This window comes from Arthrobacter sp. D1-17, assembly GCF_054130535.1.
The window spans coordinates 2085581-2112411 of the sequence record NZ_CP096382.1 but is presented as its reverse complement, the minus strand read 5'-3'; the positions used below and the strand labels follow the sequence as shown (position 1 = coordinate 2112411).

The 26831-nt window shown below is 65.2% G+C and carries 27 protein-coding genes and 1 pseudogene; 16 read left to right on the top strand and 12 right to left on the bottom strand.

Translation table 11 applies throughout. The features are described 5' to 3' along the window. Positions 1–8 precede the first annotated feature (8 nt). The gene (locus tag M1E01_RS09930) at positions 9–809 is read left to right on the top strand and encodes an IS3 family transposase (protein ID WP_457971453.1); all 801 of its coding nucleotides are present in this window, start codon (positions 9–11) and stop codon (positions 807–809) included. 217 nt (positions 810–1026) lie between these two features. Here the strand turns inward: M1E01_RS09930 and M1E01_RS09925 are convergent, their stop codons facing one another. The 3 genes from M1E01_RS09925 to M1E01_RS09915 are packed head-to-tail and all read right to left on the bottom strand — an operon-like array spanning position 1027 to position 3703. Beyond that, positions 1027–1971 carry a COX15/CtaA family protein gene (locus M1E01_RS09925; RefSeq protein WP_457971452.1) on the bottom strand — a complete coding sequence of 315 codons (945 nt, stop codon included), beginning with the start codon at positions 1969–1971 and terminating at the stop codon, positions 1027–1029. Between the two features lie 8 nt (positions 1972–1979). Further along, positions 1980–2738: an ABC transporter permease gene (locus M1E01_RS09920; protein WP_457971451.1), complete on the bottom strand. Its 759-nt coding sequence runs from the start codon at positions 2736–2738 to the stop codon at positions 1980–1982. Further along, complete coding sequence (locus M1E01_RS09915) at positions 2735–3703, bottom strand: ABC transporter ATP-binding protein (RefSeq protein ID WP_457971450.1); 969 nt, start codon at positions 3701–3703, stop codon at positions 2735–2737. The genes M1E01_RS09920 and M1E01_RS09915 overlap by 4 nt, the downstream gene beginning before the upstream one ends. Positions 3704–3842: 139 nt before the next feature. On the opposite strand from M1E01_RS09915, the gene M1E01_RS09910 reads away from it, so the two are divergent. The 6 genes from M1E01_RS09910 to M1E01_RS09885 all read left to right on the top strand — a co-directional run bounded on the left by M1E01_RS09910 (position 3843) and on the right by M1E01_RS09885 (position 9015). After that, positions 3843–4691, top strand: coding sequence for a helix-turn-helix transcriptional regulator (locus M1E01_RS09910; RefSeq protein WP_457971449.1), 849 nt, complete (start codon positions 3843–3845; stop codon positions 4689–4691). Further along, on the top strand, positions 4688–6151 hold the full coding sequence (gene sufB, locus M1E01_RS09905; RefSeq protein WP_457971448.1) for a Fe-S cluster assembly protein SufB: 1464 nt from the start codon (positions 4688–4690) through the stop codon (positions 6149–6151). The genes M1E01_RS09910 and sufB overlap by 4 nt, the downstream gene beginning before the upstream one ends. Continuing rightward, positions 6151–7401, top strand: a complete 1251-nt coding sequence (gene sufD, locus M1E01_RS09900) for a Fe-S cluster assembly protein SufD (protein ID WP_457971447.1) — start codon at positions 6151–6153, stop codon at positions 7399–7401. Before sufB ends, sufD begins: the two co-directional genes overlap by 1 nt. Positions 7402–7425: 24 nt before the next feature. Further along, positions 7426–7785 carry a non-heme iron oxygenase ferredoxin subunit gene (locus tag M1E01_RS09895; RefSeq protein ID WP_457971446.1) on the top strand — a complete coding sequence of 120 codons (360 nt, stop codon included), beginning with the start codon at positions 7426–7428 and terminating at the stop codon, positions 7783–7785. 96 nt (positions 7786–7881) lie between these two features. Further along, positions 7882–8670 (top strand): Fe-S cluster assembly ATPase SufC, encoded by a 789-nt coding sequence (gene sufC, locus M1E01_RS09890; protein ID WP_457971445.1) that lies wholly within the window; start codon positions 7882–7884, stop codon positions 8668–8670. 12 nt (positions 8671–8682) lie between these two features. Continuing rightward, on the top strand, positions 8683–9015 hold the full coding sequence (locus M1E01_RS09885; protein WP_457971444.1) for a metal-sulfur cluster assembly factor: 333 nt from the start codon (positions 8683–8685) through the stop codon (positions 9013–9015). Positions 9016–9145: 130 nt separating this feature from the next. Here M1E01_RS09885 and ypfJ read toward each other — a convergent pair whose 3' ends face one another. Next, positions 9146–10042, bottom strand: a complete 897-nt coding sequence (ypfJ, locus tag M1E01_RS09880) for a KPN_02809 family neutral zinc metallopeptidase (protein WP_457971443.1) — start codon at positions 10040–10042, stop codon at positions 9146–9148. Between the two features lie 60 nt (positions 10043–10102). On the opposite strand from ypfJ, the gene M1E01_RS09875 reads away from it, so the two are divergent. The 3 genes from M1E01_RS09875 to M1E01_RS09865 all read left to right on the top strand — a co-directional run bounded on the left by M1E01_RS09875 (position 10103) and on the right by M1E01_RS09865 (position 13678). Further along, a complete protein-coding gene (locus M1E01_RS09875; RefSeq protein WP_457971442.1) occupies positions 10103–11563 on the top strand; it encodes a class I adenylate-forming enzyme family protein in 1461 nt (486 codons plus the stop codon). A gap of 64 nt (positions 11564–11627) precedes the next feature. After that, complete coding sequence (locus tag M1E01_RS09870) at positions 11628–12881, top strand: thiolase family protein (RefSeq protein ID WP_457974928.1); 1254 nt, start codon at positions 11628–11630, stop codon at positions 12879–12881. A gap of 53 nt (positions 12882–12934) precedes the next feature. Next, complete coding sequence (locus M1E01_RS09865; protein ID WP_457971441.1) at positions 12935–13678, top strand: SDR family NAD(P)-dependent oxidoreductase; 744 nt, start codon at positions 12935–12937, stop codon at positions 13676–13678. Positions 13679–13866: 188 nt separating this feature from the next. On the opposite strand, the gene M1E01_RS09860 is transcribed toward M1E01_RS09865, so the two are convergent. Genes M1E01_RS09860 through M1E01_RS09850 form a run of 3 tightly spaced genes read right to left on the bottom strand, consistent with a single transcriptional unit; the run spans position 13867 to position 15937 of the window. Further along, positions 13867–14493, bottom strand: a complete 627-nt coding sequence (locus M1E01_RS09860; protein ID WP_457971440.1) for an energy-coupling factor transporter transmembrane component T family protein — start codon at positions 14491–14493, stop codon at positions 13867–13869. Further along, positions 14490–15269 (bottom strand): energy-coupling factor ABC transporter ATP-binding protein, encoded by a 780-nt coding sequence (locus M1E01_RS09855; RefSeq protein WP_457971439.1) that lies wholly within the window; start codon positions 15267–15269, stop codon positions 14490–14492. Before M1E01_RS09855 ends, M1E01_RS09860 begins: the two co-directional genes overlap by 4 nt. Then, complete coding sequence (locus M1E01_RS09850; RefSeq protein WP_457971438.1) at positions 15266–15937, bottom strand: biotin transporter BioY; 672 nt, start codon at positions 15935–15937, stop codon at positions 15266–15268. The genes M1E01_RS09855 and M1E01_RS09850 overlap by 4 nt, the downstream gene beginning before the upstream one ends. A 320-nt stretch (positions 15938–16257) precedes the next feature. Here M1E01_RS09850 and M1E01_RS09845 point away from each other — a divergent pair, with 320 nt between their 5' ends. The 3 genes from M1E01_RS09845 to M1E01_RS09835 all read left to right on the top strand — a co-directional run bounded on the left by M1E01_RS09845 (position 16258) and on the right by M1E01_RS09835 (position 20722). Then, positions 16258–17856: an ABC-F family ATP-binding cassette domain-containing protein gene (locus M1E01_RS09845; RefSeq protein WP_457971437.1), complete on the top strand. Its 1599-nt coding sequence runs from the start codon at positions 16258–16260 to the stop codon at positions 17854–17856. Between the two features lie 111 nt (positions 17857–17967). Beyond that, positions 17968–18324 (top strand): VOC family protein, encoded by a 357-nt coding sequence (locus tag M1E01_RS09840; protein WP_457971436.1) that lies wholly within the window; start codon positions 17968–17970, stop codon positions 18322–18324. Positions 18325–18328: 4 nt separating this feature from the next. Next, a complete protein-coding gene (locus M1E01_RS09835) occupies positions 18329–20722 on the top strand; it encodes an ATP-binding cassette domain-containing protein (protein ID WP_457971435.1) in 2394 nt (797 codons plus the stop codon). A gap of 206 nt (positions 20723–20928) precedes the next feature. Here M1E01_RS09835 and M1E01_RS09830 read toward each other — a convergent pair whose 3' ends face one another. From M1E01_RS09830 to M1E01_RS09815, 4 genes and pseudogenes are all read right to left on the bottom strand, one after another. Then, positions 20929–21429 carry a YbaK/EbsC family protein gene (locus M1E01_RS09830; RefSeq protein WP_457971434.1) on the bottom strand — a complete coding sequence of 167 codons (501 nt, stop codon included), beginning with the start codon at positions 21427–21429 and terminating at the stop codon, positions 20929–20931. After that, the gene (locus tag M1E01_RS09825) at positions 21413–22339 is read right to left on the bottom strand and encodes an SURF1 family cytochrome oxidase biogenesis protein (RefSeq protein WP_457971433.1); all 927 of its coding nucleotides are present in this window, start codon (positions 22337–22339) and stop codon (positions 21413–21415) included. Before M1E01_RS09825 ends, M1E01_RS09830 begins: the two co-directional genes overlap by 17 nt. A 105-nt stretch (positions 22340–22444) precedes the next feature. Next, positions 22445–22693: pseudogene (locus tag M1E01_RS09820) on the bottom strand (hypothetical protein); the annotation flags it as partial. Beyond that, positions 22690–23127 carry a DUF3099 domain-containing protein gene (locus M1E01_RS09815; RefSeq protein ID WP_457971432.1) on the bottom strand — a complete coding sequence of 146 codons (438 nt, stop codon included), beginning with the start codon at positions 23125–23127 and terminating at the stop codon, positions 22690–22692. The pseudogene M1E01_RS09820 and the gene M1E01_RS09815, both read right to left, overlap by 4 nt. A gap of 137 nt (positions 23128–23264) precedes the next feature. Here M1E01_RS09815 and M1E01_RS09810 point away from each other — a divergent pair, with 137 nt between their 5' ends. After that, a complete protein-coding gene (locus M1E01_RS09810; RefSeq protein WP_457971431.1) occupies positions 23265–23990 on the top strand; it encodes a beta-ketoacyl-ACP reductase in 726 nt (241 codons plus the stop codon). A 174-nt stretch (positions 23991–24164) separates the two neighbouring features. Further along, positions 24165–24917: an SDR family oxidoreductase gene (locus M1E01_RS09805; protein WP_457971430.1), complete on the top strand. Its 753-nt coding sequence runs from the start codon at positions 24165–24167 to the stop codon at positions 24915–24917. A 97-nt stretch (positions 24918–25014) separates the two neighbouring features. On the opposite strand, the gene serB is transcribed toward M1E01_RS09805, so the two are convergent. Further along, positions 25015–25920, bottom strand: a complete 906-nt coding sequence (gene serB, locus M1E01_RS09800) for a phosphoserine phosphatase SerB (protein WP_457971429.1) — start codon at positions 25918–25920, stop codon at positions 25015–25017. Between the two features lie 121 nt (positions 25921–26041). Here serB and M1E01_RS09795 point away from each other — a divergent pair, with 121 nt between their 5' ends. Further along, positions 26042–26827, top strand: a complete 786-nt coding sequence (locus M1E01_RS09795) for an ABC transporter ATP-binding protein (protein ID WP_457971428.1) — start codon at positions 26042–26044, stop codon at positions 26825–26827. Positions 26828–26831: the final 4 nt, after the last annotated feature.

Genomic DNA, 26831 nt, shown 5'->3' with positions numbered 1-26831 from the left:
CTGTCCTGTTGGACGTCGCCGGGCTGGCCAGATCCACGTTTTTCTATCACCAGCTCCGGCTCCAGGCGCCGGACCCGAAAGAGAAGCTCAAAGCGGCGATCACGGAGATCTTTGAAACGAACCATGGCCGGTACGGGCACCGCCGGGTCCACACGGAGCTACTCAAGCACGGGTGGACGGTCGCGAAGAAGACCGTGCTGAAGCTAATGGAGGCCCTTGGGTTGGCCCGCAAGGTCCGGCGCAGGAAGCGCTACAACTCCTACCAGGGCGAACAGGGCGCGGTAGCGCCCAACGTGCTGAACCGGGAGTTCGAGGCTGATGCGCCGAACCGGAAGTGGGTTACGGATGTGACGGAGTTCAGCGTCGGCGGCGGGAAGCTCTACCTCTCACCGGTGATGGACCTCTTTGACCGGCAGATCATTTCTTACTCGCTGGGCTTATCCCCGAACCTGGCGCTCACCAACGATTCCCTGCGTGAGGCCCTGACCTGTCTGCAGCCCGGTCAGCAGCCGCTGGTGCACTCGGACCAAGGTTTCCAATACCGTCACGCGTCCTGGCGCACCCTCATCCAGAACGCCGGCGCGGTCCAATCCATGTCCCGCAAGGGCAATTGCTACGACAACGCCGTCATGGAGAACTTCTTCGGCCACCTCAAGGAAGAACTCTTCCACCGCGTCCGATTCCTCAACACCGACGCACTGGCAGCTGCAATAGAGGAATACATCCACTGGTACAACAACAAAAGAATCTCCACAAAGCTCAAGGGCCTGAGCCCGGTGCAATACCGGGCCCAGACCCTTGCAGCCTAGAATCCCATTTAGCCAGTCCAACTATCGGGGACCAGTTCACATCATGTGAGGGAGCGTTTGCTGTACGTGCGCAGGTGCTGGGAGAGCGTGCGCGGTGAGGCGTCGGGATGTGAGAGAGCGTCCGCGGTGAGGCGTCAGGATATGAGAGAGCGTCCGCCGTGAGGCGTCAGGATATGAGAGAGGGTTCGCGGTGAGCTGCTCGGGAAGGGTGCCCTCGTTAGTGCGCCGGGCTGGAGCGCGCCACGTCCCACGCGTTAGTTGCGGTGCTCATCAGCAGGGCCGCTCCGAGCATGTGTGCCCCCACAAGGAGCACCGGGATGCCGTTGTAGTACTGGGTGAAGCCGATGGCGGCCTGCAGCAGCGTCACGCCAAGGAGCATCAGCACGGCTGAACGGAACGGGCCCGTAATCCTGTGCTGAAAGACCAGGTAGCAGGCGAAGAGTGTGCCCGCGGTGATCAGGTAGGCCGGCACGGCATGGATGTGGGAAAACAGGTCCCAATCGAGGTTATTGCGAGGCGCGTCCGCGTCACCCGCGTGTGGCCCTGCCCCGGTGACCACGACTCCAAGCATGACCGCCAGGGCAGAGAACACCGCGACGGCGGTCATCACTGGGCGTGCAACACCTGGCAGTGCCGGCAGCGTACGGTCCATGAAGCCGCCGGTCCGGCCATAGGCCCTGTTGACGAGCAGCGTAGCGAACACCACCAGCGCCATGGAAACGAGGAAGTGCAGGCCAACCACCCACGGGTTCAGCTTGGTGAGCACGGTGATGCCGCCGATAACTGCCTGGGCGGGAATGCTTGCCAGCAGGCCCAGGGCGAGCAGGAAGAGGTCCCTGCGCTCCTTCCGGAGGTTCCACAGGTACACGAGCATCATGGCTGCAACGGCGGCCAGGGCGAAGGTCAGGAGCCGGTTGCCGAACTCAATGAAGCCGTGGATGCCCATTTCAGGCGTGTTCACCAGCGACGCCTCAGTGCAGCGCGGCCACGTGGGGCAACCCAGGCCGGACGACGTCAGCCGGACGGCGCCGCCCGTCACAACCAGTATGGTCTGGCCCACGAGGGACAGCACCGCCAGGCGGCGGATGGCTGGATCAACGGACACCGGCAGCCTGGAGGTTACGCGGCCGAGGATCTGGGGGAGGCGCGAAGCCGTACTCACTGGTTATCTCAATTCCACTTGAACCAACGGATGGCTGCTGTGCCGGCAAGAAGCAGCCACAGCAGCAGGACGAGGACGGCGGTGCCGTTCAGGGCGCCGTGCAGGAACGCATCGCGGAGCCCGTCGCCGAGGGCACCGGAGGGTAGGAGGTGCACGGTGTCCTGCGCGAGGCGCGGCAGCCGCTCGGAGGGAATCACGATGCCGCCTAGGGCTCCCAGCAGGATCCACAGCAGGTTGGTGATCGCCAGAGTTGCTTCCGGCCGGACTGTCCCGGCCACCAAAAGGCCTATCGCGGTAAAGGCGGCCGCACCCAGTACCAGCAAGCCCAGCCCCAGGAGCCACCCGGATGCCTCCGGTTTCCAGCCGAGGCTCAACGCCACGCCCGTGACCACGAGGACCTGCAGGGCAAGCACGGCGAGCACGGCGATGATCTTGCCGGCAATGAGCCCCGCGCGGCCCAGCGGCGTGGTGGAAAGGAACCGCAGGACGCCGTAGCGGCGGTCAAAACCCGTGGAGATACCCTGCCCGGTAAACGCCGTGGACATGGCGCAGAGGGCGAGGATGCCCGGGACCGCCACGTTAATCCTGGTGTCACCCATGCCGTCCAGCAGCGGGGTGACGGTGAGGCCAACGAGTGCCAGCAGCGGCAGCACCACCGCCAGAATCAGCTGTTCGCCGTTCCGAAGCATGGTTACGGCCTCGTACTTGCCGTGCAGGACGATGCGCCGCAGCAGGGGAGCGGGAGTGCTGCCAAGGGTGGAGGTCATCGGACGTCCCTTCCGGAAATGTCGAGGAAAACGTCTTCGAGGCTTCGCGCCTCCATGCTCATCGAACCGGGCATGATGCCGTGCTGCGCCCACCAGACGGTCAGTGCTGCGAGGTCCTCCGGCGTGAGCACGCCGGTGGCCGAGTAGCTGCCGGCCCGCGTTTCCCGGACCTCCACCTCGGGCGGCAGCACGCCGGTGAAGTCGAGACCCGGAAGCGCCTCGAAGTGCAGGGTGCGGACGTGGCCCTTGTGTGTCATTTCCGGCGTCTGGTGCCGCAGCAGCTGGGCGACTGTGCCCTCCGCGACGTTCCTGCCGGCGTCGATGATGTAAACGTAGTCAGCCAGCCGCTGGGCGTCGTCCATCAGGTGGGTGGTCAGAATGATGCCCATGCCGCTGTCCCGGAGTTCTGAGATCAGTTCAAAGACAAGCTGGCGGGACTGGGGATCCAGGCCCGCGCTCGGTTCGTCCAGGAACAGTACCTCCGGGTTGCCGATAAGCGCCGCCGCGAGGGCAAGCCGCTGCTTCTGGCCGCCGGACAGCCGACGGACGGTGGTCCGGCTGAATGCATCAATGCCGAGCCGCTCTACGAGCTCCTCCACGGGCCGGGGGTTCCGGTACATGCCGGCGATGTGCCGGAGGAGAGGCAAGGGACGGGCCGACGGCGGGAGCCCGCCTTCCTGAAGCATGACGCCTACGCGGGAGCGCAGGTCGGCACCGGCCTGCCCCGGGTCCTGCCCAAGCAGGGAGATCGTGCCGCCGCTGCGCTTTTGCAGGCCCTGGGCGCACTCAATGGTGGTGGTTTTTCCTGCGCCGTTGGCCCCGAGGAGTGCGGTGACTTCGCCGCGGCCGGCGACGAGTGAGACGTCGCTCACCACCCTCATCATCCTGCCATCGAGGGTGGGCAGTGGACCTACGTCCTTAACGAGCCCGTCGATGGCCAGAACGGGGGATTTGGGGGATCGCACCCCAGCATTCTACGTGAAGTAGTACTGTCTCTTATGTGCTCCGGCGTCGGCGTCCTGTGCCACGCCCCTGTCAGCGCAGGTCAGCCTCACCTTACTGGAAGGCGGGACTAAATTACGACAAGATTATGTTGTGTATTCCATGAGCAACTCCACATCCCTGGCTAAGGCCGGGCCCGGTGCGCGAATCCGCGTACTGCGCGGTGGAAAACCGCCTGCCCATGGCGCGACGGCGCCTGTGCCCGACAGTGACGAGCGCACGCGGGACCGGGTGCTCAATGCGGTGCTGGAGCACGGCCCCGTCAGCGCGGCCGAACTGGGCGACCTCCTGGGGTTTACCCCGGCCGCGGTCCGGCGCCATCTGGATCACCTCTCGCGTGAAGGCGTCATCGAAGTTAAGCGCGTGGCACGGGCAGGCGCGGGAGCCGGGCGCCCTGCGCGCCGCTACGTGCTCAGTTCCGAGGGTCAGTCCACTCTCGGCGATGACTATTTGAACATCGCGAGTACGGCGCTGACGCAGCTGGAAGAAATCGCCGGCCCCGAAGCGGTGCGCGCGTTTGCTGCCCAGCGGTTTGCCGACATGGAACGCCGCTATGCCCCTGAGGTCGAGCAGGCGGGCAGCGACATCACGGCGCGAACCCAGGCTCTCTCCGCCGCCCTGTCCCGTGACGGCTTCGTATCCTCCACAGCATCCATCGAGGCCAAGGCGCCGCTGCCGGCAGCACTGTCCAGCGTCCAGCTCTGCCAGGGTCACTGCCCGATCCAGCAGCTGGCCAGGCAGTTCCCCGTGTTCTGCGACGTGGAGACGGAAATGTTTTCCCGCTTGGTGGGCGTCGACGTCCGAAGACTCTCGACCCTCGCCCGCGGCGGCCACGTCTGCACCACCCACGTACCAACAGGCCGTCCGGCCGCGATGGGGCCCAGTGCTCCCGGAGCCGGACAGGACACCCTGAACGAAGAATCCAACCATCTGCAAGAAAGGCCGCTATGACGGACCAACTATCAGAGAACAAGGTTGCTGAGACTGCTGTCATTTCGGAGATTCTGGAGAAGAACCCCGAACTGCACGGCATCGGCACCTACGAGTACGGCTGGGCCGACAAGAACGACGTCGGAGCCAACGCCCGCCGTGGTCTTGACGAGGCAGTCGTGCGCGACATCTCGGCCAAGAAGAGCGAGCCGGAATGGATGCTGGATCTTCGTCTCAAAGGTCTGAAGTACTTCGGCCGCAAGCCCATGCCCACTTGGGGCGCGGACCTGTCCGGCATCGACTTCGACAACATCAAGTACTTCGTGCGCTCCACTGAGAAGCAGGCGGCCACTTGGGAAGATCTGCCTGAGGACATCCGCAACACCTATGAGAAGCTCGGTATCCCGGAAGCCGAGCGCAGCCGCCTGGTCTCCGGTGTAGCAGCCCAGTACGAATCCGAAGTGGTGTACCACCAGATCCGCGAGGACCTTGAGGCCCAGGGCGTCATCTTCCTGGACACCGACACCGCGCTGCGCGAGCACCCGGAGATCTTCCAGGAATACTTTGGCACCATCATCCCGGTGGGCGACAACAAGTTTGCCTCGCTGAACACGGCCGTTTGGTCCGGCGGTTCCTTCGTCTACGTGCCTAAGGGCGTCCACGTGGACATCCCGCTGCAGGCCTACTTCCGTATCAACACGGAAAACATGGGCCAGTTCGAGCGCACCCTGATCATCGCTGATGAGGACTCCTACGTGCACTACATCGAGGGCTGCACCGCCCCGATTTACACGTCGGACTCCCTGCACTCCGCCGTTGTGGAAATTGTGGTCAAGAAGGGCGCACGCGTCCGCTACACCACCATCCAGAACTGGTCCAACAACGTGTACAACCTGGTGACCAAGCGTGCCATCTGCGAAGAAGGCGCCACCATGGAGTGGATCGACGGCAACATCGGCTCCAAGGTCACCATGAAGTACCCGGCCGTTTACCTCACGGGCGAGCATGCCAAGGGCGAGACCCTGTCCATCGCCTTCGCCGGCGAGGGCCAGCACCAGGACACCGGCTCGAAGATGGTCCACATCGCGCCGAACACCAAGAGCTCCATCATCTCCAAGTCCGTGGCGCGCGGCGGCGGACGGGCGGCTTACCGCGGCCTCGTCCAGGTCCGTGAAGGCGCCAAGCACTCGGCCAACACCGTGCGCTGCGATGCCCTGCTGGTGGATACCATCAGCCGCTCGGACACGTACCCCTACATCGACATCCGCGAGGATGACGTCCAGCTGGGTCACGAGGCAACAGTTTCGCGCGTCTCCGAAGAGCAGCTCTTCTACCTCATGTCCCGGGGCATGCGCGAAGACGAAGCCATGGCCATGATTGTGCGCGGCTTCATCGAGCCGATCGCCCGTGAGCTGCCGATGGAATACGCCCTCGAGCTGAACCGCCTCATTGAACTCCAGATGGAAGGATCCGTCGGTTAATGACTGCCGAAATTACTACTGAAAAGGCCCGCATCGGAGCGCCTTCCATCGCAGGGTTCACCGAGGAAGGCGAGGCGCTGGTCCCGGCCAAGGTCGACCACAGCCACAATCACGGTGTGACTGTAATGTCCTCGCGCGCTGAGCGGCTTACAAGCTTCAACGTTGCCGACTTCCCGCTGCCCACCGGCCGCGAGGAAGAGTGGCGCTTCACACCGGTCCGCGGCCTGGCCAACCTGTTCTCGGACACGGCGACGGAGAACAGCCCTGAGCCGGCTGCCGCCGTCACCGTGGACGCCCCGGAAGGCTACGTCCGCGGCAGCCTGGCGAAGGAGGCCGCCCCGCGCGGAACTGTCCTGACCCCGGCCGACCGTGCCGCCGTCGTCGCCTCCGCGAACGTGGAGGAGGCCCTTCACGTGGTGATTCCTGCGGAGGCCGAGCCCGCTGAACCCGTCCGGATCCACGTCCACGGTACCGGCGCTGGCCGCCGCTCGAACGGGCATGTGGTGCTGGAGGCAGGCCCCAACTCGCGCAGCGTCGTGATTGTGGAGCACACCGGTGCTGCCGACCACAACGGCAACGTGGAAGTCATCGTCGGTGAGGGCGCAAAGCTCACCGTTATTTCGGTGCAGCTCTGGGAGGACGACGCCAAGCACCTCGGCCAGCACGACGCCCAGGTGGGCAAGGATGCTGTGTACAAGCACATCGCCGTGTCCCTGGGCGGCTCCATGGTGCGCCTGAACTCCAACGTCCGCTTCGCCGGTGAAGGTGCCGAGGCTGAATTGCTGGGCCTTTACTTCGCAGACGCCGGCCAGCACCTGGAGCACCGCTCCTTTGTTGACCACAACGTGCCCAACTGCAAGTCCAACGTCCTGTACAAGGGCGCGCTGCAGGGCAAGAACGCGCATACCGTATGGGTTGGCGACGTCCTGATCCAGAAGCAGGCCGAGGGCACCGACTCGTACGAGAAGAACCAGAACCTCGTCCTCACAGACGGCTGCCGGGCGGACTCCATTCCGAACCTGGAGATCGAAACCGGCCTCATTGAAGGCGCCGGCCACGCGAGCTCCACCGGTCGTTTCGACGACGAGCACCTGTTCTACCTCATGGCCCGCGGTATTCCGGAAGAGGTAGCCCGGCGACTCGTGGTGCGCGGCTTCCTTAACGAGATCATTCAGCAGATCAAGGTACCGGCCCTCGAAGAGCGCCTGACCGAAGCTGTTGAGCGCGAACTCGCGGCAACCCACAGCTAAGCCGCGGAAGTCACAGGACAACGGATGACTGAACAACCAAGGGGCGAGCTGGTCTGCAAGGCCAGCGAGATCCAGCCCAAGCAGGCCCTGAGGATCCTGGTCGACGACTACCCTGTCGCGATCGTCAAGGATTCCATGGGCGAGATCCACGCAATCGGTGACACCTGCTCGCACGCGGATATCTCCCTATCCGAGGGTGAAGTTGAGGGCTGCGCCATCGAATGCTGGGGCCACGGTTCGCAGTTTGACCTGCGCACCGGCGAACCGCTCCAGCTGCCGGCCTACGACCCCGTCCCTGTCTTCGCTGTGGACATCGTCGGTGACGAGGTTTACGTCGACTTCACCCGTGTCCTGAACGGGGCCGAGGCCCCGAACTTCAGCTAGCCGGCCGGCTTTCGGCCGGCACCAGAACTCAACACCTTCCAGACCAAAGACCGCACCGTTTGCCTGACCGGCACGGTGCAGAGGAGAACAAGACACATGTCTACTCTTGAGATCAAGGACCTGCACGTCAGCATCGACACCGAGCAGGGCACCAAGGAGATCCTGAAGGGCGTCAGCCTGACCATCCGCACCGGAGAGACCCACGCCATCATGGGCCCCAACGGCTCGGGCAAGTCCACGCTCGCGTCCACCATCGCCGGCCACCCGCGGTACAACGTCACCGGCGGCACCATCACTTTGGATGGCGAAGACGTCCTCGCCATGAGCGTCGACGAGCGCGCCCGCGCCGGCGTCTTCCTCGCGATGCAGTACCCGGTGGAGGTTCCGGGTGTGACCATGACCAACTTCCTTCGCACCGCCAAGACTGCCATCGACGGTCAGGCCCCCGCCCTGCGCACCTGGACCAAGGACGTCAAGGCTGCCATGCAGCAGCTGCGCATCGATGCCGACTTCGCCCAGCGCAACGTTAACGAGGGTTTCTCCGGCGGTGAGAAGAAGCGTGTGGAGATTCTGCAGCTCGAACTCTTCAAGCCCAAGTTCGCCGTCCTCGACGAGACCGACTCCGGCCTCGACGTCGACGCCCTCAAGGTCGTCTCCGAAGGCGTCAACCGGGCGCACGCTGAGGGCAACATGGGCACGCTGCTCATCACGCACTACACGCGCATCCTGCGCTACATCAAGCCTGACTTCGTCCACGTTTTCGTGAACGGCCAGGTAGTGGAAGAGGGCGGCCCGGAACTGGCCGACCGCCTGGAAGAAGAAGGCTACGACCGCTACGCCGCGGGTGCCGGTTCCGCCGTGGTTGCCCCTGCGGTCCAGGCCTAGTTAGGACACGCCATGACCGAAATCGATGCATCCCGCACCTCGCTGGAGGATGTCGAAGAGGCGCTCAAGGACGTCATTGACCCCGAACTCGGTGTCAACATCGTGGATCTCGGGCTGCTCTACGGACTGCGGTACTCCGACGACGACGGCGCCTTGCTGATCGACATGACCCTCACCACCGCGGCCTGCCCGCTGACCGATGTGCTCGAGGAGCAGGTTGGTCAGGCCCTTGAGGACGTCGTGGACGAGTGGCGGCTCAACTGGGTATGGATGCCGCCGTGGGGTCCGGAGCGGATCACTGACGACGGCAAGGACCAGATGCGCGCCCTCGGGTTCAACATCTAAGTCCCACCGCTTCCCCAGCCTCGGATTACGACGGCGGCCGGTCACCTTCCCAGCGAAGGTGACCGGCCGCCGTCGTGCTTCCAGCCCTTGCACTGCCTAAAGCTTCTGCATGGTTAAGGCTTCTGCACCTTTACAGCTTCGCAGCGCTGAAGGTGTCGCACTGGCCGATGTTGCCGCTCTGGTAGCCCCGGTAGAACCACCGTTGGCGCTGCTCGCTTGAGCCGTGTGTCCAGGCTTCAGGGGTGACACGACCGGTGGCCGCTTTCTGAATGCGGTCATCCCCGACGGCGGACGCCGCGGAAAGGGCGTCGTTCAGGTCCTGCTGCGTGAGCGGCTCAAGGAACGGCTGGCCCGTCTTGGGATCCTTCTGCGTGGTGGCGTAACGGGCCCAGAGCCCGGCATAGCAGTCCGCCTGCAGTTCCACGCGGACGGCACCGGACTCAGGTCCGCGCGGATCGCGTTGTGCCTGGTCCAGGTCCCCGAGCACGTTCTGGATGTGGTGGCCGAACTCATGGGCAACCACGTACTCCTGGGCCAGGGGGCCACCGGAGGACCCGAATCGGTCCACCAGGTCCTGGAAAAAGCCGGGATCGAAATACGCCGTGGTGTCAGCCGGACAGTAGAACGGGCCCACTTCTGATGTCGCCGCGCCGCAGCCGGTGTTGGTGCCGACCTCAAACAGCACGGTCCGCGGCTGCGGATAGCTCAGGCTGTACTCGGCAAGATAGGCGGGCCAGAAGGCGTTGAGGCTGTTTACCGTGCCGGTGATGCGGCAGTCGAGGCGCTGGTCGGCGTCGGAGCCGAGCTTGCACTCACTTGGCGCCGTGCCCTGGCTCTGGCCGGGTTGTTCCTGGCCAGCGCCGACGAGTCCTTCCAGCAATTGCGGGTTGATGCCGAACAACGCCGCCAGGAGCAGGACCACGCCGCCGCCGATGCCTCCGCCGATCTTCGTGCCGCGGCCCATTCTGCCGCCACGCCGGTCTTCCACCTGGGATGGGTCGAGCTCGACCCCGTCATTGAAACTCATGGTGTCACAATAGTCTTGCCAAGCAGGGGCCGGGCGGTTTCCGCCGGTAAAGTTGATCCGATGCCTTTCCTCAACAGACTCCAGCGCTGGGCTGCTGACCGCCCGGATGACACGGCCGTCGTCGTGGCCGGCCGGCGTCTCAGCTGGGCCGAACTCCGCGACGCTGCGGAGGCCACGGCCGCCGGCAACCCCGCAGGGATTACCGTCCTTGCCGAACGCAACTCGACGCACTTTGCTGTGGCCTTCACCGCAGCCGTGGCGGGAGAGCGGCAATGTGCTGTCCTGGATCCGTCGTGGCCGGAACCCTTGCTGGACGAGATTGTCGGGAGGTTGGGCACAGCGTCCCGGGCGGTGCCCGGGCCGGTTGCCGTCCCTGGCTACGGCGCCGCAGGGCGGATCGCACCCGGGGCGGAGCCCGCAGACGTGTTGCTGGTGGACGGCGACCCGGGGACCTCGTTCCTGATCGGTCTGACCTCCGGAACCACGTCCGTGCCGAAGGCGTTCACCCGTTCGCGGCGATCATGGCAGGAATCCTTCGAGGCCTCGATGCAGTTTTTCGGCCTCAGCCAGGAGGACAAAACCCTGGCTCCCGGTCCGCTCACCTCCAGCCTGAATCTCTACGCCCTTGCCGAGTGTCTGTACGCCGGCTCGGAGTTCCACACCCTGGAATCCTTCGACGTCGGGGACGTGCACACTGCCATTGGCCACGACGGCATCACGCGGCTGGTGCTCGTTCCCACAATGCTGCGCATGCTGAGCGAGCGTGGACTCACGGGATGTGTTGACGCCTCAGGGGTGCGGACCATCATCTGCGCAGGTTCGAAGCTGGACGCCCGCACTCTGGAAGCAGCCCGGCGTTGGGCCCCCAACGCCACGATCTACGAGTATTACGGCGCGTCCGAGCTGAGTTTCGTGTCGGGCATCGGGCTGCCGGCCGGCACGCCCCTTGATGCCGGCGGAACCGGCATCGGCCGGCCATTCCCTGGCGTGCAGGTCCGGATTCTGGACGACGCCGGCGTCGTCCTTCCGGACGGCGTAGCCGGAAACATCTGTGTCCGCAGCGGCATGGTCAGCAACGGCTATCTCTGGGGCGACGACGGCCAGGCACTGCGGTCCTTCAACGGCTGGTTCACGGTGGGAGACCAGGGATACCTCGAAAACGGCGAACTCCACATCCTTGGCCGCCGCTCGGACATGATCATCACCGCCGGTAAGAACGTTTACCCCCACGAAGTGGAACTTGCCCTCGCTTCAGTCCCCGGGGTCGCCTCGGCTGTCGCGGCCGGCATGGCGGACGATGTTCGAGGACAGCGGGTGGTGGCCGGCATTATCCCGTCACATGGGGGAGTCACTGCCACGCAGCTGAAGACCGGGCTTGAAGAAATCCTGCCTTGGGACAAGAGGCCGCAGCAGTATTTCGCGCTGACGGAGCTGCCCATGACGGACCGCGGAAAAGTCAGCAGGCGGATCATGCTCGACTGGATCTCCGCCAGTGATTCCCGGGTGAAGCGCCTTGTTTGAGGCAGCCGGATCCAAGCTTGGCGGCCAGGCAGACGGACCAGTGGGTGGCGCCGGCACGCTGGAGGTGCAGCGCCCCGGATTCCTTCCTCCCGAGCGGCAGCCGGTCATCATCTCGGCGTTGCGTACGCCCATTTGCCGGGCCAACGGATTGCTCAGGCAGTTCCGAGCCCACGAACTTCTTGCGCCCGTCCTCGCGGCGCTACTGGCCGAAACTGGCGTCGAACCTTCAGCAGTGGCAGACGTCGTTATGGGCAATGCAGTGGGGGGCAGTGGCAACGTCGCGCGGCTGGCGGCCCTCGAGGCCGGTCTGCCCGTGACCGTTCCGGGCCTCACAGTCGACCGCCAATGCGGTTCCGGCCTGGACGCCATTGTCCTTGCGTCCCGCCTCGTGGCGGCAGGCAGCGGGGGGATCTACCTCGCCGGGGGCGTGGAAAGCATCAGTACCGCGCCGCTGCGGGCACACCGGAACGACGACGGCGAACCGGCCTTTTTCAGCCGCGCCCGGTTCGCCCCGGACAGCCTCGGTGACCCCGACATGGGCGTGGCGGCTGAGAACGTTGCTGCCGAGTTCCGCATCAGCCGGGAACGGCAGGACGAGTTTGCACTGCGCAGCCATCGCCGGGCCGTTGCTGCAGCCGCCGCGGGTGCCTTCGTCGGGGAGACTGTCCCGTTGGAGTCAGACGCCGGGACAGTCAAGGCAGACGACGGGCCCAGGCCCAAGCTCAACGAGCCCCTGATGGCGCGGTTCCCTGCCGCCTTCGTCGAAACCGGAACGGTCACGGCCGGAAACTCCTGCTTCGATGCGGACGGTGCCGCCGCCGTCGTGATCACCTCGTTGGCGCGCGCCAGGGAACTGGGCGGCGCGGACGCCCTGCTGGTTTTGGGGACCGATACGGCCGGAGTGGATCCTCGGCTGTTGGGCATCGGGGCAGCCGACGCCGCGTCACGGCTTCTGGGGTCGTGTGGGGTGGAGGCCGGCACTGTTGACTTCCTTGAGTTCAACGAAGCCTTCGCGTCGCAGACCATTGCCTGCCTTCAGCGCTTGGGCATTGACCCCGCGCATGCGAATGCCGACGGCGGTGCCCTGGCATTGGGTCATGCCTACGGAGCGTCCGGGGCCGTGCTGGTCACAAGGCTGCTGGCCCAGGCCCGTAGGGCGGGGCAAGCCGCGCACGCTCAGGCGGCTTCGGCGCCAACAGGAGCGGTGCCAGCACGAGCGGATTCGGATACCGCGTATCGGGGAAAGCTGGCTTTGGCCATGATCAGCATCGCCGGGGGCATGGGCACTGCGGCGCTGTTCCGCCACATCCGGCTGTAGATCCACGCCGACCCGCTTTGGCGCTGACAGCAATTGAGAGGGAGGGACCCGATATGGCGAGGATTCTCATCACAGGGTCTACTGATGGTCTGGGCCTCGCTGCGTCGGAAACGCTGCTAGGCGAAGGACATGACGTTCTCGTGCACGCCCGCTCCCGTCAAAGGATGACGGCTGTGCAGCACCTGCTCGATCGCGGCGCGCATTGCCTCCTAGGGGACTTGGGCGACGCGGCCGAGGTCCGGCAGATCGCCGACGACGCGAACCGGATCGGCGGGATTGACGTGATGATTCATAATGCGGGCGTGCTCAACGGTCCCGCGCTGCTGCCCGTAAATGTGGTTGCCCCGTACTTGCTGACGGCCCTCATTCCGGGCCCACGGCGGCTGATTTATCTGAGCAGCGGCATGCACCGTGGCGGCGACACCGGGTTGAGCGGTCTGGACTGGGCGGGTCAGGTGGTGACGGCGTCTTATTCGACCAGCAAGCTTCACCTCACGGCGCTCTCGGCTGCGGTAGCCCGCCTTTTTCCACACCTCCTGAGCAACGCCGTCAATCCGGGGTGGGTCCCGACGCGGATGGGCGGGCCGTCGGCACCTGATGATCTGCGGCTTGGCCATCGCACCCAGGAGTGGTTGGCAACGAGCAGCGAGCCGGCCGCGCTGACCAGCGGCGGTTACTGGTTCCACCAGCATCGCCAAACCCCTCACCCGGCGGTCAAGGATGAACAGTTTCAGGAGTCGTTGCTGGCGCAGCTGGCAGAGCACACCGGTGTCACCCTCGAGGCACTGAGCCATTAACTGCACCAAGGAGTTAGCCTCCATCACGCCGGGGACCGGTAGGGCACGGGCATATTGGCCGACGGGCCGCACATGGTGGTGACGGGAACGCCGGGACGGGTTCTGCCTGCTTAGCCAATACCAGGCAATATGAGCCAGGAGGAGGCTGGGAGCGAGCAGCCATCTACTCCGATGACCTGCAGCCGGCGTCAGTCGTCCTCAGGCTCGCCCAGTCCCCGAGCCGCCAGAGCCTCTCCTGTATGGCGGGCATAGGCAACGGTGGTGATAAAGACCGGCAGAATGAGCGCCCGGGGGTTGCGCTCCAGGCCGCGGGCACGTGCAGAATCCCGAACATCGGCGAAAGCGCCGGCGATAAAGGGGATGCTGCGCAGCATGATGGCGATGGTGAGGGCGAAACGTTCCGGGTCGGCGCCAAAGCGCCTAAGCGGGCGGGCGAGGGAGACGACGCCGTCCAGCAGCCGCTGCAGCGGGGTCGTGGCGGTCAGCAGCGACGCCGCCACCACGCAGAGCAGCACGTTCAGGACGATGCGGGCCGCAACCGGCGCCCCAAGCTGCCACCATTGAAACAGACCGATGGCGAGCAGGATAGGCAGCAGCGGCCGGACGGCACGAAAAAGCCGGCCAGCCCCCGCGCCGCTGAGCAGGAACAGACCCGACATCACGCCAAAAGCCGCAACGGACAGCCGCCAGTCGACAATCAGGAACGACGCCATGCCGCAGCCCACCACCACCAGGAACTTGAGCCACAGGGGAGTGCGGTGGAGCAGGGAGGTGCCGGGAACATAGTTCGCCAGCAGGAAGCCGTGGCCCCTCACAGGGTGTCCTTGCCGTCCACGCCGGCGCCGCTGGAAAGCGCACTGCTGGGTAGCGTACTGGTGGGTAGCGCACCTCCACCTGTGCACAGCGAACGGTAATACGCGACGGCGGCGCCAGCACCGCCGTCGAACGCGATCCGGCCGGCCTCAACCACCAGGACACGATCCATGTCCAGGGCAAGCTCAAGGTCATGGGTGGACATGATGACCTGTTGGCGGAGGCCCGCGAGTGTGGTGCGGAGCAGCTCGCGGTTACGGAGGTCAAGGAGGGTTGACGGCTCGTCGAGGACCAGCACGTCGGGTTCGACCGCCAGCACGGTCGCCAGCGCAAGGAGCTGCCGTTCACCGCCGGACAGCTCGTAGATGCTCTGGTCGGCCAGCGGGAGCAATCCGAACCGGTCCAGTACGGCATCGGCCTTCGCCCGGCGTTCGGCTCCATTCCGAATCGAACGCCGCAGGGACAGCTCAACGTCCTCCCGGCCGGTCGGCATGACCAGCTGCGACAGCGGATCAGTAAAGACGAAGCCAACTTGCTGCCGGACAGCCCGTACCTTTCGGATGGTGTCTGCTCCGTTGACGGTGACCGTTCCCCCGGTGGGCGCTACCAGGCCGTTCAGGAGCCGGAGCAGCGTGGACTTGCCGGAACCGTTGGCGCCGATGACGCCGATCCTGCGCTCCGGCAAGTCCAGCGTGACGTCCTGAAGCAGCACCTTGGGGTCCGGACGGCCGTCCACGGCCACCCGGACCCCGACGCCGGTGAGGGTAATCGCTGTCACGGCTGGCCGGGAGAAGGCTGCCCGGACGCCTTCTCTCCGGAAGGAGTCGCACCCAGCGGGCGGACACGGCGGACCAGCAGATCCGGGAAGGCTTTGTGCAGGGCCAGGGCCACGGTAACGGCCAGGACGTTCTTAATGGTGTCTCCGGGGTAGAAGGCGAGGTCGGCGAGGAACGCCTTGGACCAGTCCAACTTTGCATTGACCATCATGCCGAGTACCCCGAGCCCGTGGATCACCACAATGCTCGTCACCATGGTGGCGGCGAAAAGAAGGACCCCCCGGTACTTCAGAGTGCGCCGGATGACGAGGGCGGCAAGCCAGCCGACCACTGCCGCGGCAAGCGGAAAGGCGATGATGTAGCCCGCGGAGGGGCCTGCCAGGATTCCCAGGCCGCTGCGTCCGCCGCTGAAGATCGGGAGTCCGGCAAGCCCCAGCAGGGTGTAGAGCCCGACGGCCCCGAAAGCCCTGCCGGGTCCCAGGGCAAGGCCGGTCAGCATGACGGCGAGGGTCTGCAGCGTAATGGGAACGCCGAGCCCGCCGACCGGAATGGCGGCGACGAGGGCAGAGCCGGCTACGAGCGCCGCGAAAACGGCGATGAGACCGAGGTCGGTGGCATTCCAGCGGGAGCGTTTCGCCGGGCGGTTGGTCACGGAATGGGTTTGGGTCATGGGTCGTCCTGTCGGAGAGATACAAACAATTATCGGCTGGTGTTGACGATACTGACCCCCGGGCAGGCGGATTTTGTAGCTCTTCTACAAGGCGCCGGGGCCGGGTCTGAATGCGGCGAACAAAGACCGGTAACAGGCAGGGGACTTCAGGGTGTGCGCTGATGCAGACAGGGAGTGCATCATCCAGGTAGGGGGAGTGGGCCTCTGACCGGTAGACTTGTACAGGCCGTTCTCTCGGCCATACCGCCCCGGCACCTACGTTAACGCCGCTTGTTATCCCTGTGCCGCTGCTTTCCCTGCTGTGAAAGGCCATACCTGATTTGATTACCGTCCAGGATCTTGAACTGCGCGCCGGCGCCCGGCTGCTCATGGATCAGGTCAGCTTCCGGATCGACAAAGGTGACAAGGTCGGCCTCGTCGGGCGGAACGGCGCGGGCAAGACCACCCTCACCCGCGTCCTGGCGGGGGAGGGCCTGCCTGCCGCGGGCAAGGTGACCCGCAGCGGCGAGATCGGATACCTGCCGCAGGATCCGCGGACGCCGGACATGGAGCAGCTGGCCCGTGACCGGATTCTGTCTGCGCGCGGCCTGGATGTGGTGGTCGGCAAGCTGAAGCAGGCACAGACGGACATGGCCAGTGATGACCCGGTGGTGCACAGCAAGGCCATGGGCAGGTATGACCGGCTCGAGGCCGAATTCCTTTCCGGGGGCGGCTATGCGGCCGAAGCCGAAGCGGCTGCCATCTCGTCCAATTTGGCCCTGCCTGAACGAATTCTCAACCAGCCCCTCAAAACCCTGTCGGGCGGACAGCGGCGGCGCGTGGAGCTGGCCCGCATTCTCTACTCCAACGCGGAAACCATGCTGCTGGATGAGCCCACGAACCACCTGGACGCCGATTCCATCTCTTGGCTCCGTGACTTCCTGAAAAACCACCAGGGCGGGCTTATCGTGATCAGCCACGACGTCGAACTGCTGGAAGCCACCGTCAACAAGGTCTACCACCTGGACGCGAACCGCGCCCAGATCGACTTCTACAACATGGGCTGGAAGCGCTACCTCCAGCAGCGTGAGACTGACGAGCGCGCCCGGAAGCGCGAACGCGCCAACGCAGAAAAAAAGGCCCAGGTTCTCATGGACCAGGCCAACAAGATGCGGGCCAAGGCCACCAAGGCCGTGGCTGCACAGAACATGGCCAAGCGTGCCGAGCGGCTGCTCAGTGGCCTCGAAGCCGTCCGCGAGCAGGACCGCGTGGCCGCGCTGCGCTTCCCGGACCCGTCCCCCTGCGGCAAGACCCCTCTTACGGCTGAAGGGCTCAGCAAGTCCTACGGCTCGCTGGAAATTTTCACGGACGTTGACCTCGCGATCGACCGGGGATCCAAGGTCGTCATCCTGGGGCTTAACGGTGCCGGCAAGACGACCCTGCTGCGGATGCTCGCCGGTGTGGACCGGCCCGATACCGGCGATATTGTTCCGGGCCACGGGCTCAAGGTGGGTTACTACGCCCAGGAACATGAGACTCTCGACCACGACCGCACCGTCCTGGAAAACATGCGTTCCGCCGCCCCCGACATGAAGGACGCCGAAGTCCGCGGCATCCTTGGCTCGTTCCTGTTCTCCGGCGACGACGTCGACAAGCCCGCCGGAGTGCTCTCGGGCGGTGAGAAGACACGCCTGGCCCTGGCCACTATCGTGGCCTCCAGCGCGAACGTCCTGCTCCTCGATGAGCCCACCAACAACCTCGATCCGGCCAGCCGTGCCGAGATTCTGGGTGCGCTGCGCAACTACACCGGCGCTGTCGTCCTCGTCAGCCACGACGAAGGCGCCGTCGAGGCGCTCAACCCCGAGCGTGTGGTGCTGCTGCCCGACGGCGTCGAAGACCTCTGGAATGAGGACTACCTGGACCTGATCACACTGGCTTAGTCACCTCAGGCACCCGGCGGCCGGTGCTTGGCCTCAGCCGGGACTCCTGCAGGGACCTGACTCACGGCTAGGATGTCTGCGATGGACAGACCCACCACGTCAGGAGAGACCATGGCCGACTCATCCACGCAGGGAATTAAGACGGTGCTGCATCCGGTATCCGATCTGGCAGCGGCCAAGGCGGTGTACACGGCACTGCTTGGGGTTCCGCCCCAGACCGACGACTCCTACTACGTGGGCTTTGAGGCCGCAGGGCAGCACATCGGACTGGTGCCCGGCGGCGGCCCCCAGGGCATGACATCCCCCGTGGCCTACTGGCATGTGCCGGATATCGAGGCAAAGCTGGCTGAAGTGACGGCCGCAGGCGCCACCATTAAGGAACAGCCGCGCGACGTCGGCGGAGGACGTCTGGTGGCCAGCGTCACCGACCCGGACGGAAACGTTCTCGGCCTGCTTCAGGACCGGTGACGGCATGGACACAAGCAGGGCCACCACGATGGAGAGCCGGTCTTCCGCCCTGCACGTGGCGGACAGCCACGACCTCATCAGGGTGCACGGCGCCCGGGAGAACAATCTCAAGGACGTCAGCGTTGAGATCCCCAAGCGCCGGCTGACCGTTTTCACCGGTGTCTCCGGTTCGGGCAAAAGCTCGCTGGTGTTCGGAACAATTGCCGCAGAGTCGCAGCGCATGATCAACGAAACCTACAGCGCTTTCGTGCAGGGATTCATGCCCACGTTGTCGCGGCCCGACGTCGACGTTTTGGAGGGCCTGACCACCGCGATCATTGTTGACCAGGAGCGGATGGGGGCCAACCCCCGATCAACTGTGGGCACAGCCACGGACGCCAACGCGATGCTGCGTATTCTCTTTAGCCGGCTCGGCCAGCCCAGCATCGGCTCGCCTAACGCGTATTCGTTCAACGTCCCGTCGGTGAAGGCCAGCGGCGCCATCACCATCGAGCGCGGCAACAAGACCAAGGCCGAGAAGGCGACGTTCAATCGGCTGGGCGGCATGTGCCCGCGCTGCGAAGGAATGGGCAATGTCAGTGACTTCGACCTCACGGCGCTCTACGACGACAGCAAATCCCTTAGTGAGGGCGCGCTGAGCATTCCGGGTTACAGCATGGACGGCTGGTACGGCCGCATCTTCAGCGGTGCCGGCTTCACCATGGACAAGCCGATCAGCAAGTTCACCAAAAAGGAGCTCCACGATCTGCTCTACAAGGAGCCGACCAAGATCAAGGTCGAGGGCATCAACCTGACCTACGAGGGCATCATCCCGAAGATCCAGAAGTCGATGCTGTCCAAGGACGTTGATTCGCTGCAGCCGCACGTCCGCGCGTTCGTGGAGCGGGCCATCACCTTCCAAACCTGCCCCGAGTGCGGCGGCACCCGGCTCAGCAAGGAGGCGCTGTCCTCCAAGATCAACGGCAGCAACATCGCCGACGTCTGCGCGATGCAGATCAGCGACCTGGCCGGCTGGGTCCGAGGCATCGACGAACCCTCCGTGACCCCGCTGCTCGCCGGGCTGCAGCACCTGCTGGATTCGTTTGCCGAGATCGGACTGGGGTACCTTTCACTGGACCGGCCGTCGGGGACGCTCTCCGGCGGCGAGGCGCAGCGCACGAAAATGATCCGCCACCTTGGCTCGTCCCTCACCGACGTTACCTACGTGTTCGACGAACCCACGATCGGTCTGCACCCGCATGACATCGAGCGGATGAACCACCTTCTGCTGCAGCTGCGGGACAAGGGCAATACGGTGCTCGTCGTGGAGCACAAGCCCGAGGCCATCGCGATGGGAGACCATGTCATCGATCTCGGACCGGGGGCCGGCACGGAGGGCGGCACCGTCTGCTTCGAGGGCACCGTGGAGGGCCTTCGGAGGAGTGGCACCACCACCGGCCGCCACCTCGACGACCGGGCTGCCCTGAAGGATTCGGTGCGTTCCTCGTCCGGTGCATTGGAGGTGCGCAGCGCCTCGACGCACAACCTCCGCGACGTCGACGTCGACATCCCTCTCGGCGTGCTCTGCGTCGTTACCGGCGTTGCCGGTTCAGGGAAGAGCTCGCTGATCCGCGGTTCGGTCGCTGGCCGCGAAGGCGTGGTGGTCATAGACCAGGCGGCGATCCGCGGTTCGCGGAGGAGCAACCCGGCAACATATACCGGCCTGCTCGAGCCCATCCGCAAGGCGTTCGCGAAGGCCAACGGCGTGAAGCCGGCGCTCTTCAGCTCCAACTCGGAAGGTGCCTGCCCCACGTGCAACGGCGCGGGTGTGATCTACACGGACCTCGGCGTCATGGCCACTGTGGAGTCCACCTGCGAGGAATGCGAGGGGAAGCGGTTCCAGGCGTCGGTGCTGGACTACAAGCTGGGCGGCAAAAACATTGCCGAGGTGCTCGCCATGCCGGTGGCGGAAGCCGAGAGTTTCTTCGGAAGCGGGGAAGCCCGGACTCCCGCGGCGCACAAGATCCTAGACCGGCTCGCTGACGTCGGCCTTGGCTACCTTACGCTTGGCCAGCCGCTCACCACGCTTTCCGGCGGGGAGCGGCAGCGGCTCAAGCTGGCCACGCAGATGGCGGAGAAGGGCGAGGTCTACGTTCTCGATGAGCCCACCACCGGGCTGCATCTCGCCGACGTCGAACAGCTGCTGGGCCTGCTCGACAGGCTCGTCGATTCCGGCAGGTCGGTCATCGTCATCGAGCACCACCAGGCAGTCATGGCGCACGCCGACTGGATTATCGACCTTGGCCCGGGTGCGGGGCACGACGGCGGCCGGCTGGTCTTCGAGGGCAGGCCCGCTGACCTTGTGGCCGCCCGTTCCACCCTGACGGGTGAGCACCTCGCCGCCTATGTCGGTGCCTGACCGGACGCTGTCTCTCCCGAATGGGCCACGGCGTCGCGGGCAACTGCCTGGGCAAGCAGGGCGCGCAGCACGAGGATGATCAGGGCGGCTCCGGCATTCATCAGTGATGCTCGAAAATCGGCAGATTAGAGGAGAAGTGCAAGGCCCGGATGTAGGGCCAAGTGCAAGGCCCTGTTATTAAGCGGCCGATTCCAGAGGGGTCGTCTTTAGCGGACCTGCATAATCTGTGCCCCGGTGATCCGGAGCAGCTCTTCGTAGCTGATGGAGAACATGGAATGGTGGTCGCCTGCTCCGGCCCACAGCACTGCATGGTCCTCCAGTGAGGCGTCCAGGAGCGTGCGGATCTTCTCCGGGTGGCCGACAGGTGCAACGCCGCCCACCTCCTGGCCGGTGTGCGCCAAAACGAAACCGGGGTCAGCGCGGCGGATGCGCCCCGAGCCCAGCTGGGAGGCGACGTAGCGGGTATCCACTTTCGCGGCGCCGCTGGCAAGGATGAGCAGGGGAGCGCCGTCGAGTTCGAAGACCAGGCTGTTGGTGATCGCGGCGACATCACACTTGAGCGCTGCGGCAGCGGCAGCCGCCGTCGGCACCTTTCCCGGAAGCACCGTGACGGTGTCCCGGAGTCCGGCCCCCGTGAGGGCGCGCCTCACGTTTTCCACGGGATCAGCGCCGCCCTCCCGCCGCACGTCGTCAATAACCCTGCGCATCCAGGATCGCGTCTTCCTCTTCTTCCGCCGTAGGGCGTTTACGCTTGCGGGCTGCCGATGGACGGTGTGTAACCGGACGCTGTGCGGATGAACGCTGGGCGCTCGTACGACGGCGGTCTCCGGCGGCAGCGTACGCGGTGTCACCGGCGGTGGCGGCTGCTTCGGCGGCGTCTTCGGCGTCGATCGCTGCGTTCCGGGCCTGCTGGCGGGCCGCATAGCCGAAGCCGACGAACATCAGCACTCCGAAGGCGAACCATTGCAGCGAATAGGACAGGTGGGTACCTTCCTCCAGGGAGGGCATAGGGAACGGACGCGGCATCTCAGAAGCGGGCGGCGTCTCGGAGGCCAGCTGTCCGTAGGCTCCGGTCAGCAGCGGATACCCCAGTTCTTCCGAATAGGCCGCCAGGTCGATGGAGGCGAGCTGGCCCTCGGGGGCACCCCGGTCCAGGGCAGGTTCACCGTGCTTCAGGCGCACCACGGCTGTGACTTCACCGGAAGGCGGTGCAGGAATGGAGTCCGGGCGGCCGGGGTTGTTGTTGCCGATCGGCAGCCAGCCGCGGTCAATAACGACAGCTTCGCCAGAGACGAGCCTGAACGGCACCACCACCTCGTAACCGGGCTGGCCGTTGAGGGGCCGGTTGCGGACAACCCGCTGCCCGGCGATGTCGTAGGTGCCACGCAATTCCACCTGAGTCCACTCCCGGGCGGGGTCCAGCTGCCGGAACTGGTCCTTTGCCTCAGCAAAAGTGATCGGGGCAGCGGAGTAATTGGACGTAACACGCTGGATCTCAGCCAAAGCTTCTGCCCGGCGATCCATCTGCCAGCGGCCAAGAAAGACGCAGCCCGTGGCGAAAATCACGGCCAGCAGGAAGTAGCCCAGCCACTTGCTGGAGAACAGGAAGCGGTACATTCAGCCCATCCCGCCGGAAATTGGCGCGCTCGCCGAGGATGGCGTCCCTTCAATGGCTGGCGCCGCGTCCCTGGCCGGCGCCGTATCGTTGGCCGGCGTCCCTTCATTGGCTGGCGCCGCATCAACTGGAAGCGTTTCCTTCCACAGCCCCCGGACCTGGAGGTAATCTTCCAGCCACTCCTTGTGCTCACTGCAGGCCAGCCACACCTTCCGGCGGTCCGGAGCGTGGATCTTCGGATTGTTCCACAGCAGCTGCCAGGATGCGTCAGCCCGGCATGCCTTGCGGGAGCACATGGTTGCGGAGGCCGGGCCGGCGGCCGCACCGGCGTCTCCGCCCAGGTTGAAAATGTTCATGAGGCTTTCCGTCCCGGGCCGTCGTCGTCTTCTTCATCATCGATCAGTTCGCCCCGCAACACAGTTGGCGGGTCCTGGCCGGGTTCACCCGGCTCGGGCCCCGCGGGTGATTCGAGTTCGGCGTACGGTGCGTAGTCGAGGAGCGCATCGCTGTGCATCTCGGCCTTGTCGGTGCCGTTGGCGATCACCACGGCGATCCACGGCAGGAAGACGGCGCCTGCAACAGCAACGAGCTTGAACCAGCCGTCCACCACGAAGATCAGGATGAGGCAGACCATGCGGATACCCATGGCCAGCGCGTACTTGATCATGCGCTCCCGCATGTCGTCGGAATGCGCCGCCGCAGCGTCCGTGATGCTGTGCACCTCCGGATGACCGGATGCGGTGCCAGGCTTCTCGGGCATCGGCTGTCCGGGCTGGTTTCGGGGTGTCACTGCTGTCTCATCACGCTCCAATGGGTCATTCAATTCTCTCACCATCCGGGGGAGCCGCCCAAACGGACGCTAAGATCGAAGGCAGTCCAAAATCCAGCACCAGGGCGGAGCCATGCTCCGCAGAATCCGGAGAACTCATGTCTGAAGCAGCCACCCAGGCCCGCAGTGTCCTCATCACCGGCGGAAACCGCGGCATCGGCCTCGCCATCGCGGAGGCCTTCCTGGCCAACGGGGACAAGGTGGCTGTGACCTACCGCAGCGAATCCAAACTGCCCGAGGGGCTCCTCGGCGTCAAGGCCGACGTCACCGATGAGGCGTCTGTCGACGCAGCCTTCGCCGAGGTCGAGGCTGCCCACGGCCCGGTCGAGGTGCTCGTGGCCAACGCCGGGATCACCAAGGACACGCTGCTGCTGCGCATGAGCGAAGATGACTTCACCTCCGTGATCGACACCAACCTCACCGGCGCCTTCCGCGTCATCAAGCGGGCCTCAAAGGGCATGATCCGTCTGCGTAAGGGCCGCGTGGTTCTGATCTCCTCGGTCTCCGGTCTCTACGGAGCCCCGGGCCAGATCAACTACTCCGCGTCCAAGGCGGGCCTGGTCGGCATCGCCCGTTCCCTGACGCGTGAACTCGGTTCGCGGGGCATCACCGCGAACGTCGTGGCCCCAGGATTCATCAACACCGACATGACGGCCGAGCTGCCCGAAGCAACCCAGAAGGACTACCTCGCCAAGGTTCCGGCGGGCAGGTTTGCCGAGGCCTCCGAAGTGGCCAACGTTGTCCGCTGGATCTCCAGCGACGAGGCCGCCTACATCACCGGCGCTGTAATTCCTGTCGACGGCGGACTTGGGATGGGCCACTAGACGGGGTCTATCCGTCGACGATCTGCTGACAGCCTGCCCACCGGGAACTAGCTGCCCTGACCTTCTTTGTCGCGATCCGACAAGGGGATCAGGCTTTTCCGCTGGCATGATGGACTGCAGACAACCAGCGATTTAGACGTTTTCAACAATTTTCTTCTGAACAAGGGAGCTCGTATGGGACAGCTGGACAACAAAACAGCGATCGTCACCGGTTCTTCGCGCGGGATCGGCGCGGAAGTGGCCAAGATCCTCGCCGGCGAGGGCGCAGCCGTCGTCGTTAACTACCGCCAGAAGGCGCCGCGCGCCAACAAAGTCGTGGCGGAGATCGAGGCCGCGGGCGGCCGGGCAGTGGCTGTGGGCGCTGACCTGACCACAAACGAGGGCGTCCACGCGCTGGCAAGCGCGGCTATGGAGAACTTCGGCTCGCTCGACATCCTGGTCCTCAACGCCTCCGGCGGCATGGAGTCAGGAATGGAAGAGGGCTATGCCCTGAAGCTCAACCGCGACGCGCAGATCAACATGCTCAACGCCGCTGTGCCTGTGATGCAGGAGGGCTCGCGCGTGGTGTTCGTGACCAGCCACCAGGCGCACTTCATCAACAGCGTCCCCACCATGCCCGAATACGAACCAGTTGCCCGCAGCAAGCGTGCCGGCGAGGACGCCCTCCGCGAGCTTCTGCCGAACCTTGCGGAAAAGGGCATCTCGCTGGTGGTCGTGTCCGGGGACATGATTGAAGGCACCGTCACCGCTACACTGCTGGACCGCTCGAACCCGGGCGCCATCGAAGCCCGCCGCGCTGAGGCTGGCAAGCTGTACTCCGTCGAGGAGTTTGCTGCCGTTGTGGCTGGCATGGTGACCGCCGACGTCGAATCCGGCCACACCGAGTACGCCGGCGGCGCAGACTACTTCGGCAAGAACGCGCAGTAAGACTGTTTCTGCCGGAAAAGCTGAGGGCCCGGCCTAGCCGGGCCCTCAGCTAACATAACCGCTCGGCTCCACATGCAGTTCAGACGCCAAATACAGTTCAGACGCCGGCAATGTGCCGCACGGCGTCGAGAAACGGCATGTTGATGGCGGCGTCCGCCACGGCGCGGACTGCCGGCTTGGCGTTGAACGCCACGCCGATGCCTGCCGCTCCGAGCATGTCCAGATCGTTTGCTCCGTCACCCACCGCGATTGTGTGCTCCAGGGCGATGCCCTCCGCGGCGGACCATTCGCGCAGGTACTTCTCCTTGGCGGCACGGTCGATCACGTCGCCGAGCACTTTGCCCGTGAGCGCGCCGTCCACAATTTCGAGTTCATTGGCGATCCAGTAATCCAGGCCGAGGTCTTCCGCGATGGGTCGGAGGATCTGGTTGAAGCCTCCGGACACCACGGCCACCACATGCCCTGCTGCCTTGAACGCCGCCACGAGTTCGGCCGCACCCTCACTGAGCTTCACTTCTGTCCGGACCGAATCGACGACGGCGGCCGGAAGTCCTCCGAGCACCGCCACGCGGGCATGGAGGCTCTGCGCGAAATCCAGTTCACCGCGCATGGCGGCTTCAGTGACAGCGGCGACTTCGTCGCGTTTGCCGGCGTAGGCGGCGAGGAGTTCGATGACTTCCTGCTGGATAAGAGTCGAATCGACGTCCATGATGAGGAGCTTGCGCTTGGCCTGGCGCAGTTCGGCCGGTACGACGGCGGTATCCACGCCGTCCCGGGCGCCGTTCTCCTTTGCTGCGGCAATGAGGTGGCGCAGGCCGGCGATCTCTGCGGCCGAACCGGACGGCAACACGAAGTCGACCGTGCAGACGTCATAGCGGCCGCTGCTGCTGCTGGAATCCGCTGCAAATGTGGTCCCGGAACCGACCAGAAGGGAGCGGAGGATTTCCGCTTCGGAGGAGGGCAGGTGCACGCCGTAGCTGACCGCAGTCACGTTCGAAGTCATGGCTGCAATCTTAGCCAGCGCGGGGGTCCGGCCCGAATTCGTTTCACCGCGCACCCGCTCGGGCGCTGCACGGGCCTTCCGGTTATCAGTCGCGCCGTATTTTGTCCTAGTGTCTACTCCTATGAGTGATGTTCTGGAAATGGCCGCCGTTAGCGTTGTCCGCGGAGCGAAAACGCTGCTGAGCAGGGTCGACTGGCAGGTCAAGGAGGGCGAACGCTGGGTGATCCTCGGCCCCAACGGCGCCGGCAAGACCACTCTGCTGCAGATCGCAGCCGCCAGGCTCCACCCCACCAGCGGCATGGCCGGCATCCTCGAGGAAATGCTGGGCTCGGTTGACGTGTTCGAGCTGCGCCCCAGGATCGGCCTGTCTTCCGCTGCCTTGGCGAACCAGATCCCCGAGCACGAGAAGGTCCTCAACGTTGTGGTGACGGCCGCCTACGGTGTCACCGGCCGCTGGCGCGAAGGGTACGAGAAGGACGACGAACGCCGTGCCTTCGCCCTGCTGAACGACTGGGGCATGGGGCCCCTGCTGAACCGCACCTTCGCTTCGCTGTCCGAGGGGGAGCGCAAGCGCGTGCAGATCGCCCGTGCCCTGATGACCGATCCGGAGCTGCTGCTGCTGGACGAGCCGGCCGCCGGCCTGGACCTCGGCGGGCGCGAGGACCTGGTGCACCGCCTCAGCGAGCTCGCCCGCGACGAAGCCGCCCCCGCCATCGTGCTCGTCACGCACCACCTTGAGGAAGTCCCGCCGGGCTTCACGCACGCCATGCTGATGCGCGACGGCGCTGTGGTCGCCGCCGGGCCCGTCGCGGAGGTCCTCACCTCCGGGAACCTGAGCGAGACTTTTGGCCTGCCGCTGGACGTCAGCGTCAACGCCGGGCGGTACACCGCTACAGCCACCCGCTGACGCG